Annotated in this window: 8 protein-coding genes; 6 read left to right on the forward strand and 2 right to left on the reverse strand. The window is 60.6% G+C overall.

Going from position 1 to position 11603, the window contains the following annotated elements; genetic code table 11:
- The first annotated feature begins 15 nt into the window (after window positions 1–15).
- Together AB4P94_RS22075 and AB4P94_RS22080 are read left to right on the forward strand one after the other, a co-directional pair.
- Window positions 16–1185, forward strand: a complete 1170-nt coding sequence (locus AB4P94_RS22075; RefSeq protein ID WP_395607444.1) for an efflux RND transporter periplasmic adaptor subunit — start codon at window positions 16–18, stop codon at window positions 1183–1185.
- A 9-nt stretch (window positions 1186–1194) separates the two neighbouring features.
- Entirely contained in the window at window positions 1195–4251 is a 3057-nt protein-coding gene (locus AB4P94_RS22080; RefSeq protein WP_395607445.1) for an efflux RND transporter permease subunit, read from the forward strand.
- Window positions 4252–4303: 52 nt separating this feature from the next.
- Here AB4P94_RS22080 and AB4P94_RS22085 read toward each other — a convergent pair whose 3' ends face one another.
- Complete coding sequence (locus AB4P94_RS22085) at window positions 4304–5497, reverse strand: hypothetical protein (protein WP_395607446.1); 1194 nt, start codon at window positions 5495–5497, stop codon at window positions 4304–4306.
- A 481-nt stretch (window positions 5498–5978) separates the two neighbouring features.
- Between AB4P94_RS22085 and AB4P94_RS22090 the strand changes: the two genes are divergently transcribed.
- The 4 genes from AB4P94_RS22090 to AB4P94_RS22105 all read left to right on the forward strand — a co-directional run bounded on the left by AB4P94_RS22090 (window position 5979) and on the right by AB4P94_RS22105 (window position 11035).
- Entirely contained in the window at window positions 5979–7370 is a 1392-nt protein-coding gene (locus tag AB4P94_RS22090) for an MFS transporter (protein ID WP_395607447.1), read from the forward strand.
- A 125-nt stretch (window positions 7371–7495) separates the two neighbouring features.
- Window positions 7496–8824: an OprD family outer membrane porin gene (locus tag AB4P94_RS22095; protein WP_395607448.1), complete on the forward strand. Its 1329-nt coding sequence runs from the start codon at window positions 7496–7498 to the stop codon at window positions 8822–8824.
- Between the two features lie 183 nt (window positions 8825–9007).
- Window positions 9008–10030 carry a LacI family DNA-binding transcriptional regulator gene (locus tag AB4P94_RS22100; RefSeq protein WP_395607449.1) on the forward strand — a complete coding sequence of 341 codons (1023 nt, stop codon included), beginning with the start codon at window positions 9008–9010 and terminating at the stop codon, window positions 10028–10030.
- Window positions 10031–10051: 21 nt separating this feature from the next.
- Complete coding sequence (locus AB4P94_RS22105; RefSeq protein WP_395607450.1) at window positions 10052–11035, forward strand: nucleoside hydrolase; 984 nt, start codon at window positions 10052–10054, stop codon at window positions 11033–11035.
- Window positions 11036–11217: 182 nt separating this feature from the next.
- Here the strand turns inward: AB4P94_RS22105 and AB4P94_RS22110 are convergent, their stop codons facing one another.
- Window positions 11218–11598, reverse strand: a complete 381-nt coding sequence (locus AB4P94_RS22110) for a hypothetical protein (protein WP_395607451.1) — start codon at window positions 11596–11598, stop codon at window positions 11218–11220.
- Window positions 11599–11603 lie beyond the last annotated feature (5 nt).

Here is an 11603-nt window from a genome sequence, read left to right on the forward strand (position 1 = left end):
AACAGCGAGAACAGCATGGCTGACGTCAAGACTGAACAGAGTGCTCCGCGCAAGCGCCGGCTGTGGCGGCCCATGCTCATCATGATCGTGGTCGTGCTGGTGATTGTCGCCATCATCGCCGGGGTGAAGTTCGTGCAGATTTCAGCGCTGATCGCTCAATCGAAAGTGCCCTTGCCCGCCGCCGTGGTGACGGCCCTGAAGGTCCCGTTTGAAGCGTGGCAGCCCAACGTCTCCGCCGTGGGTTCAATCAAGGCAGTCAGGGGCGTGGATGTCACCACCGAAGTGGGCGGCATCGTGCGCACCATCGGTTTCAAGCCCGGACAAGAAGTGACGGCGCAGGCGTTGCTCGTGCAACTGAATGCCGACTCGGACATCGCGCAACTGCACTCACTGGAAGCGACGGCTGACCTGGCGGCCCTTGTGCTCAAGCGTGACAAGGCTCAATTGGCGGTGAATGCCGTGTCCCAGGCTCAGGTCGACACCGACACCGCTGACCTCAAAGCCAAACTCGCCGCCGCCGAGCAGCAACGCGCGCTGGTCGAGAAAAAGTCGATTCGTGCCCCCTTCGCCGGGCGCATCGGTATAACCGGCGTCAACCCCGGCCAGTACCTTAACCCGGGTGACAAAATCGCCACGTTGCAGACGTTCGATCCGATCTACATCGACTTCAGCGTGCCGCAAACCCAGCTGGAAGCCATCGCCATCGGCCAAACCGTTGCAGTGACCGCTGACGGCCTGTCCAATCAAACCTTCAAGGGCCGCATCAGCACGGTCGATACCCAGTTCGATGCCACCACGCGCAACGTTACCGTCGAAGCCACCGTCGAAAACCCCAAACAAAGCCTGGTGCCCGGCATGTTCGCCCGCGCCGTGGTGAGCGCCGGCAGCCCGCAACGCTACCTCACGGTTCCGCAAACGGCGGTCACCTACAACCCCTACGGCACCACCGTGTTTATCGCGACATCGAGCAAGAACGACAAGGGCGAGGAAGTCCTCACGGCGCAACAGACCTTCATCAAAACCGGGCCCACCCGTGGCGACCAGGTGGCGATTGTTGACGGCGTGAAAGAAGGCGACCTGTTGATCACCAGCGGCCAGATGAAGCTCAAGAACGGCTCACCGGTGAAGATCGATAACAGCGCCGCGCCGCTGAACGACCCCGCTCCGACTCCCCAAGAACACTAAGGGTGTCCCATGAAGCTTACCGATACCTTTATTCAGCGACCGGTCTGGGCGATTGTCGTCTCGTTGTTCATCCTGATTCTGGGGTTGCGCTCGATCTTCGAACTGCCGGTCAACCAGTGGCCACGCACCGAAAACACCGTGGTCACCATCACCACCGCCTACTACGGCGCGGATGCGTCCACCGTGGCGGGCTTTATCACCCAGCCGCTTGAGTCGGCGATTGCCCAGGCCCAGGGCATCGATTACCTGTCTTCGACCAGCATCACCGGGGTGTCGACCATCACCGCCACGCTGCGCCTCAATTACGATGCGAGCAAGGCGCTCACCGAGATCAATACTCAGGTCAACTCGGTCAAAAACCAATTGCCGGCCCAGTCCCAGGAACCGGTGCTGACCATCGCCGTAGGCCAGACCACCGACGCCATGTACCTGGGCTTTTACAGCGACACGCTGCCCACCAACAACATCACCGATTATCTGGTGCGCGTGGTCAAGCCCAAGCTGGATTCACTGCAGGGCGTGCAAACCGCCGAAATCCTCGGCGGCCGCCAATTTGCCCTGCGCGCCTGGATGGACCCGGACAAACTGGCGGCGCACAACGTCAGCGCACAAGACGTGTCCACCGCTCTGGCGAACAACAATTACCTGTCCGCCGTTGGCTCGACCCGTGGCCAGACCGTCACCGTGGACCTGACCGCCGGAACCGACCTGCACACGGTGGATGAATTCAAGCGGCTGGTGATCAAGCAGAAAGGCGATGCGCTGGTGTACCTGGAGGATGTGGCGAACGTCACCCTCGGCGCCGAAAGCTACGACAGCAGCGTGGCATTTTCCGGCAAGCGCTCGGTGTTCATCGGCATCAAGGTTGCGCCCACAGCGAACATCCTCACCGTCGCCGACAGCGTGCGCGCGGCCTTCCCCGAGCTGCAATCGCAACTGCCCAGCGGGGTGCGCGGCGACATCGTGTATGACTCCACCGAGTTCATTAATACCTCGATCTACGAGGTGGTGAAGACCCTGGTGGAGGCGATGATCATTGTGTCTGTGGTCATCTACCTGTTCCTCGGCTCGTTCCGCGCGGTGATTGTGCCGCTGGTGGCGATTCCGCTGTCGTTGGTGGGCACCTTTTTCATCATGTATCTACTGGGATACTCCATCAACCTGCTGACCTTGCTCGCGCTGGTACTGGCGATCGGCCTGGTGGTGGACGACGCGATCATCGTGGTGGAAAACGTCGACCGGCATATCAAGGAAGAAGGCAAAGGCGTGCTGGAAGCTGCGTTGGTGGCAGCCCGCGAATTGGGCGGACCGATCCTGGCGATGACCGTGGTGCTGATCGCCGCCTATGTGCCCATCGGTTTGCGCAGTGGTCTCACGGGCGCGCTGTTCAAAGAGTTCTGCTTCTCACTGGCGGGCGCGGTGACGGTGTCGGCTGTGATTGCCTTGACCCTCTCACCCATGATGACCTCCCGGCTGTTCAAGCCCGGGCAGGAAGAAGGCCGTTTCGCCCGCAAGCTGGACCAGTACTTCGACTGGCTGCGCAAACGCTACCACCGCGTGTTGTCCGGCGGGCTGGACATCTGGCCGGTGCTGGTGACGTTTGGTTTCGTGCTGTTCCTGCTGGTGGCTGCCAGCGGCATGACCGCCAAGAGCGAGCTGTCGCCCACCGAGGACCAGGGCCTGGTGTTCATGCAGATCAAAGGCCCGCCCACCGCTTCGCCCCAACAGATGGAGCGGATTGCCGACCAGGCCTTTCAGATCGCCAACAAGGAAGCCGAATACGCGCAAATGTTCCAGCTGACCGGGCTGCCGATCCTCAACCAGGGCCTGGGCGGCGTGCTACTGAAAACCTGGGGTGACCGCACACGCTCCCAGGCCCAGTTGATTCTGGACCTGCAGCAAAAATGGAACCAGGTGCCTGGCGCCACCATCGCAGCGTTTCCGTTGCCCTCGTTACCAGGCGCACAAGGCTTGCCGGTGCAGTTTGTGATCACCACCACCGACTCGGTGGAAAACCTCAATGAGGTCGCGCAAGCCGTGATGGCCGAGGCACAAAAACAGCAACTGTTCTGGTTCGCCGACATGGACCTGAAACTGGACAAACCCCAGGCGCGCCTGGTGGTGGACCGGGAAAAAATCGCCGCCCTGGGCATGACCCAGGCTGACGTCGGCGCTGCGTTGTCTGCGGCATTGGGTGGCAATTATGTGAACTACTTTTCCACCGCCGGGCGGTCCTACAAAGTCATTCCCCAAGTGCTGCAGGTGGACCGGCTGAACCCGGAACAAATCCTCGATTACTACATTCGCACGCCCTCCGGGACGATGATCCCGGCGCGCACCGTGGCGCATATCGAGACCTCGACGCAGCCCGAATCGATCAACCACTTCCAGCAACTCAACTCGGCGACCCTCTCCGGCGTTAGCGGCGTGGCCCAGGGTGAACTGCTGGCCAAGCTGAACACCATCCTCGCCAATGTAGCCCCCTCGGGTTACACCTCGGACTTTGCCGGGGAATCACGCCAATTCATTCAGGAATCCGGCGGGTTTGTCGGGCTGTTGCTGTTCTCGATCCTGATTGTCTATCTGGCGCTGGCCTTCCAGTTTGAAAGCTTCCGCGACCCGGTGGTGATCCTGTTCTCGGTGCCACCGGCGCTCTTCGGCGCGCTGGCGTTTATCACCATGGGTTACGCCTCCATCAACGTGTACACGCAAGTCGGGTTGGTGACGTTGCTCGGGTTGATCACCAAACACGGGATTCTCATCGTTCAGTTTGCCAACGAGCTGCAACGCGCAGGGCACAGCAAACGTGAGGCCATTGAAGAAGCGGCGGCCGTTCGCTTGCGCCCGATCTTGATGACCACCGCCGCCATGGTGCTGGGCGTGGTGCCGCTGGTGTGGGCGTCAGGGGCTGGCGCTGCAGGGCGGCATGACATGGGGTTGGTGATCTTCGCGGGGCTGTCGATTGGTACGCTGCTGACGCTGTTCATGGTGCCGGCGATGTATATGTTTATCGGGCAAACCCATCACCGGGAAGCCGAACAGCCGTTGCCGGAATATCAGGTGTGAAGGCATCGTTGCCCTCGAACCCTGACAGGTTCGAGGGCAACCGTCCCCGCGCCTATTTTTTGGGCGGTGGTACTGCCAGCGGCACGGTATCAGAGCCGTCTTTCGCGGGCTCCAGACTGGGAATGGAGAACCGAATACCCTTGTAGCCGATGGCAACCGGTGTGCTGAACGCCTGTCGCAGGGTTACGCTGGTCGCCGATGACCTCACCACAGACCCGGTCACGCCCGGCACATTCGGGGCGACCTGGCTGGCCTTCGCGCTCATCTGCGCATTCACCTGCGCCAACTCGGCCTGAAGTTGCGCCACTGTCCTTTTATCGGCGTCACTAAGCGGGCCTGGCTGCTGCGGTGCGGCGGGCGTGCCGTCACCCGCCAATGCCGCGGCCTGGGGGGCCGGGGTTTGTTTTTTACTCAGCGCCAACAGTTTTTCTTCGATTGCAGCCTTCTTCTCGCTCAGTTCCACCATCGACAAGGTCAACGCGGAGAACTGCGCGCTACTCGCGTCTGACGCGGAGATGACCACATCCAACGCTCGGGCAAGGTACAGCTCGGTGATCAGTACCAGCACGGTATCTGTTCCCGTTGCCCTTGCCGAGGGTGGCAACGCCAATGAGGCGGCCGCTTTACTTAGCACCTCCAAATCAGCGGTTGAGTAGCCTGCAAACGCGTGTTTGGCGGCCAGATAGGGCACGCCGTAGGTTTCTGCCGCCGGCACCGAGTAGGCCACGGTATAGGCCGACTTGCGTGCCCCGCCAAATAGCGCGCCAAACGCACTGCTGGCAACGTTGACGCCCAGTTCGCTTTCAGCCAGGGACGCAAACGTAAAACCCGGAAATGCCACAAGGCTATTGATTTTGACCTTGTCATTGCCTTGCGTCAGTTCCAGGTCGGGCGTTTGCCAGGCGCTGGTTTCCTTGCCCGAACTGTCGGTGACTTTCAGGGTGGGGGTGAAGTGAATGGGTGACGCCTTGCTCACGAGCAAGTCATTCAGGTTGATCCGGTCAAACCAGATCGAACTGTGCACGTAGTCTTCGGTTTTCAGATCGGTGCCGCTCTTGGCGGAGCGCACGATGTAAAGGTCACCCACGACCATGTTGGCCCTGGGCGGATAGATCGCCTTGATTCCCAACTGCTCGGTATTCTCCGACCAGTTTTTCGCCACAATGCCGGGTTTGGGGTGGGTGGCGCCGCAAGCGGCCAGCCCCAGGCAAAACGTCCCCACCACACATTTCTGGATAGTATCCATTGGTCCATCTCCTTTCATAGCGCTCAGCTCAACCCGCGACGCCCATGCGCCCCGGGCCCTTGGCCTAAACGATCACCGGGCATTGAACCCGCAGGGTTGGAAATGAATGCCGCAGATGGACGCTGGAACAGCGCTGCCAGCCTTGCCTATTTCTTCTTCCATGGAACGTAATGGCAGTTTGACTATAGCTGCTTGCGGTGACGGAGGTCGGGCAACTGATGGGGAGCTGCACGCAATGGCTAACGGCAGTAGCGCTGTCATCGGCCCGCAACAAATGCCTGCCTAAAATCCTGGCCGGAGACCCGCCACGCAGGTCTGCACTGACGCCAACACAAGAACACCGCCCCACCGATTTTCAGCATCGGCCTTTGAGGTTTATCTTCGGGCCGTTTTTCAAGGACTGGAATCTACGCGCGTAGATAGCTGTGGAACACAGGGACCCGGTGGTGCTCGGCACATCCTCAGATCGGGAGTTTTTTTGATGTCCACGCTTGAAAGTACCCCCCACCCCGCCGCTTTCGCGGGCCGTGGCGCGGCGGATGAAAGTTTGGCGACGCCCCGCGGGCGCCGTGAGATGTACCGCGCCACCCTCGCCTGTTGGCTGGGCACGGCAATGGAATATGCCGACTTTGCCCTGTATGGCCTGGCCGCCGGGCTGATTTTCGGCGACGTGTTTTTCCCCAATGTCACACCGGCGATGGCCCTGCTGTCGACATTCGCCACTTGGTCGGTCGGTTTTATCGCGCGGCCCATCGGTGCGTTGTTCTTCGGCTGGCTGGGCGACCGCAAGGGTCGCAAAGTGGTGATGGTGTCCACGGTAATACTGATGGGCGCATCCACTACGTTGATCGGCTTGATCCCCAGCTATGCCTCCATCGGCATCTGGGCGCCGGTGTGTCTGGTATTGCTGCGCTTCACCCAGGGTTTTGGTGCGGGTGCCGAGTTGGCGGCGGGCACCGTGATGCTTGGCGAGTTTGCACCGGCCAAACGTCGCGGGCTGGTGTCTTCGGTGATCGCGCTGGGCTCCAACAGCGGCACGTTATTGGCCTCGCTGGTGTGGCTGGCTGTTATACAAATGGATCAACAACACCTGCAGGATTGGGGCTGGCGTATTCCGTTCCTGTGCAGCTCGCTGATTGCGCTGGCCGCGTTGTGGCTGCGGCGCAACCTGCGTGAAACGCCGGTGTTCGAGCAGCGCAAGGCCGAGTTGCAGGCCCGACGTGACAGCAGCAGAGCCGCTCTGCCCCACACACCGTCAACCGGTTTCTGGAAAGGCAGCCGCGCATTCCTGACCATGGTCGGTCTGCGTATCGGCGAAAACGGCCCGTCCTACCTGGCCCAGGGTTTTATCGTCGGCTACGTGGTGAAAGTACTGACGGTCAACAAGTCGGTCGCCACCCAGGCGGTGTTGATCGCTTCCCTCCTCGGTTTCCTGATCATTCCGCTCGCCGGCTGGTTGTCCGACCGCTTCGGCCGCCGCGTGGTGTACCGCTGGTTTTGCCTGCTGCTGATGCTCTACGCATTTCCCGCATTCATGCTGCTGGATTCACGCGACCCGCTCATCGTGACCGCCACCATGGTGGTCGGCATGGGCCTGGCATCCCTCGGCATCTTCGGTGTGCAAGCCGCCTGGGGCGTGGAGATGTTCGGCGTGAAAAACCGCTACACCAAGTTGGCGATGGCCAAGGAAATCGGCTCAATCCTTTCCGGCGGTACCGCCCCATTGATTGCGGCGGCGCTGTTGTCGTGGAGCGGCCATTGGTGGCCCATCGCAACCTACTTCGCCGCCATGGCCGGCGTCGGTTTCTTCACCACGTTCATCGCGCCGGAAACCCGTGGTCGCGACCTCAACGCCGTGGAAGACGCCCTCTAACGCAACCCCCTCGCTTAAAAACCAGCACTGCCAACGCCTCATAGAAGGCGCCAACCCGCACGACTGTGACGCCACAGCCGGGCAAAGCCATGCCTGAAAAACGGCCATTTGATAGGAGCGTCGCCATGAAAAGATCCACCTTCGCACTCGCTGTAACGGCAACTGCGCTGACCCAGCAGGTGCTGGCCGCAGGTTTTATCGATGACAGCAGCGCGGCCATCAGCGCGCGCACGTTTTACCTGCGCAGCGATAACCCGAACACACCCGGTGTCGATCAGAACGAACTGACCCAGGGCTTCAAGCTCGACTACCTGTCGGGGTTCACCCAGGGCACCGTGGGGTTTGGCCTTGACCTGCAGGCGATGCAAGCATTCAACCTGTCGGGCGGTACCCAACACCCGAATGCCACGACACAGAACTCCCTCGCCCCGGTCAGCTCCGACGGCAGCCCGGTGGACAACTGGAGCCGCCTGGCGGGCAATGCCAAGGTGCGGCTGTCCAAGACCGAATTTCATGCCGGTGGCGCGCTTTCCCCCAACCTGCCCATCCTCGTTGCCAACGATGGCCGGCTGCTGCCGCAAACCTTTGAAGGCGTGACCCTGACGTCCAGGGAAATCGACAACCTGACGATCAACGCCGGGCAACTGGACCGCTCCACCGGGCGCGCTTCGTCCAACGCCACGCAACTGGCCGTTGCCGGCGGCACCGAAGGCAGCAAGTTCACTTACGCCGGTGCTGACTGGAAGCTCAATAAAGACACCACGGTGCAGCTGTACCGCGCCAACCTCAGCGACTACTACAACCAGACCTTTCTGGGCCTGTTGAACACCACGCAACTGGACGGCAACTCGCGCTTCAAAACCGACTTGCGTTACTTCAACAGCACCTCGCAAGGCAAAAACGGCCAGCCCGGCTACGTGTTCAACAACAACGGCGGTTACGCCAGCAAGCCCGGCGAAGTCGACAACACCACCTGGAGCGCCGCCTTCACCTATTCCCTGGGCGGCCACGCGTTCATGCTCGGGCGCCAACAAGTATCGGACTCGGGCGGCGTGGTGTACCTGAACCAGGGCAGCGTGCTCGGTGGCGCCGGCAACAACGAGGGCAATGGCGGCGCGAGTGTGTATTTGATCACCGACGTCATGGACAACTCCTTCATTCGTGCCGGCGAAAACACCAACTTTGGCCAGTACTCCTATGACTTTGCGGCGCTGGGCATCCCCGGCCTGACGACCTCGGTGCTGTACCTGCATGGGGACAATATTCGCTCTGCGGGCGGCGAGCGCTACTCGGAATGGGAGCGCGATGCGCGCATCGACTACGTGGTGCAGAGCGGTGCGCTCAAAGGCCTGGGTGCGTCCCTGCGCGAGGGCAGTTTCCGCAGCGGCATCCCGAACGTGGGTGCGGTCGATCAAGCGCGGGTGATCTTCAGCTACACCTACGCCCTCTTCTGAACAAGGGTGCGGGTGATGGTGTGCGCCAGCCGCCGTTCATCAAACTGCAATAAAACCGAAGGGATAATGTCGTTTACGAAAAGCCGGTTACGCCCCTCGCCTGCCCACCCTTTTCTATTTTTTTAACGCCGGGGTCTACGCGGGTAGACCTTTGGCCTTGCCCCTCTGAATCGGAAGCTTGCCTTGAGCAGACAACACACAAGCCGCGCCACGCGTGATGATGTCGCCCGTGAAGCCGGGACATCGGTGGCGGTCGTCAGCTATGTGATCAACAACGGCCCCCGGCCCGTCGCCAAAGCCACCCGCCAGCGTGTACTGGACGCGATAAAAGCCACCGGCTACCGCCCCAACGGCGTGGCCCAGGCGCTGGCATCGGGCAAGACCAAAACCTACGGGCTGATTGTGCCGAATATCTCCAACACCTTCATCGCCTCGTTTGCCCATGCCCTGCAACAAGAAGCGTTGGACAACGGCCTGGTGATCCTGCTGGGCGACTCCGGCGATTGCCGCACCCGCGAACTCAGCCTGATCAACAGCCTGCTCAGCCAGCGCGTCGACGGCCTGTTCTACACCAGTGTCGACCGTCACCCGCATATCGACCTGATCCAGGCCAGCGGCACCCCGTTTGTGATGCTCGACCGCGTCGACCCCGAGTTGCGCGTCAACATGCTGCGGGTGGACGAGCGCGCCGCAGCCAGGCAAGTCACCACGCACCTGCTCAGCCATGGCTACCGCGACGTCGGCATCATCAGCGGCCAACCGCAAATGCTCAACGCCCAGGACCGCCTCAACGGTTGGCGCGACGCGTTGGCCGAAGCCGCGATTGCCGAACGCCCCGAATGGATCTTCCCTGCCAGCTACACCCGCCAGGGAGGGTATGACGCGGCCCAACAGATGTTGGCCAACGGCCGCCCGCCCCGCGCGGTGTTCTGCTCCAACGAAGCGCAAGCCATCGGCTGCGTGCGGGCGTTGTCGGAACACCGCCTCAAGGTGCCTGACGACATCGCCGTGGTGTGCTTCAACGGCACCGAAGCCTCAGCGTTTTGCACCCCTTCATTGACCACGGTGTGCCAGCCCGTCAAGGAGATGGCCAAGGCGGCCATTTCAATGCTGCTGGCCTGGGATGGCAATGTGAAGTTGCAGGAGTTCTCCCATCGCCTGGTCCTCGGTGAATCCTGCGGATGCACGCCTGTAAAAACCGTATAAGCCTGAAAACAAGAAGGTGAAATGAAGCGTTTAATCATTGATTGCGACCCCGGCAACGGGGTTGCAGGGGCCAATGTTGACGATGGCCTGGCACTGGCGCTGGCATTGGCAGCGCCCGAACTGTCGCTTGAGTTGGTCACCACCGTGGCCGGCAACACGCCGAGCGCCGTGGGCTACAACGTCGCCCGAGACTTGATGGCCCGGGTTGGCCGCGCGATACCTGTCGTACAAGGCAGCACCCAGCCACTGGCAGAACCCGACGCCCCGTGGCGCGAAGCACTGGACAACGGCGTGCACAGGCGCCAGCTCGCACATTTGTGGCAAGACGTGCGCAAGCCCCAAGCGTTTCAGGCACCTGCGCTGCAAGCCGCTGACGCCATCGGCCAGTTGATCTGCGCCAACCCCGGCGAAATAACCCTCGTGGCCATCGGGCCCTTGACCAACGTCGCCCTGGCGCTGCAACGCTACCCGGGCATGGCCGCTGCAGTCCACCAGATCGTGATCATGGGCGGCGTGTTTGCCCTGGACGACTACATCAAGGACACCAACTTCGGTTTCGACCCCGAAGCCGCCCATCAGGTGCTCACCAGCGGGGCAAACATCACCCTGGTGCCGCTGGATGTCACCACCCAAACCCTGCTGACCCACGCCGACCTCAGCCGCATCGCTTCGCCGGGAACACCGCTCGCTGCATTTATCCGCGAAACCTTCCGGCCGTGGATCGATTACTCGATGGCCACCCGCGGCCTGGCGGGCTGCTGGATTCATGATGCGTTGGTGATCGCCTGGCTGCTTGACACTGGCGTCGCCAGTGCAACTGAGTATTTTGTGGAAGTGGAGCTGCGTGAGGGCCGCACGCGGGGTAAAACCTGGCGTTACAAGCAGCCGTTGCGGCTGGACGTGGGAATTGCCGCGGCGGTGGGCAAGCCGGTTAACGTGTTGCAAACCGTCGATAACCGCCGACTGCTGGGGTTGATAGAGCGGTATCTGCGTGGGGTCCAATAAAGAAGTGTGCAAGCACAATCACAATGCCCTGCGCATTGACGTCCAGAGCGTTTGTTTCCTCACACACTCTTCGCCGCGATCCTTTGCCACTATTGCGAGCTTTCCAGAATCAGAAATTTCGATGTAGGGCCCACCAAACGAATCAGATCTGCTCATGCTTATACTGAGCTTTTAATTACAAATCAACCAAACATATTCTGCACAACTTTAAACCCGCCTTCATCGTTCAATACATATACACCTTCATACTGGAAAGACAGCACAAACTTAAAGTCGAGGTCATTGGCAAGCGCAGCTACAAAAGCCTTAATATCTTCCCAGCTTTCCTCCATTGCACTATTAGGCGAGTTAAATGAGCCTCGAACACCAACTTTCCATTCTACAGCCACATGCTCAGCGAGCACTTCAAAGTGTGGGGAGGCGCGCTCAAACACAAAGAAGCAATTTGAACGAAAAAGATTACCAAACAATTTACCTTCTTCCTCGGCATAACGTGCTTTCACCTTGTAGAGCACAGAAGCTATATCGCCATATGAGACACCCTCTTCAATCTCTAAATTCATCGTTA

The organism is Pseudomonas sp. B22129 (assembly GCF_044218875.1).
In the GTDB taxonomy this organism is placed as follows: domain Bacteria; phylum Pseudomonadota; class Gammaproteobacteria; order Pseudomonadales; family Pseudomonadaceae; genus Aquipseudomonas.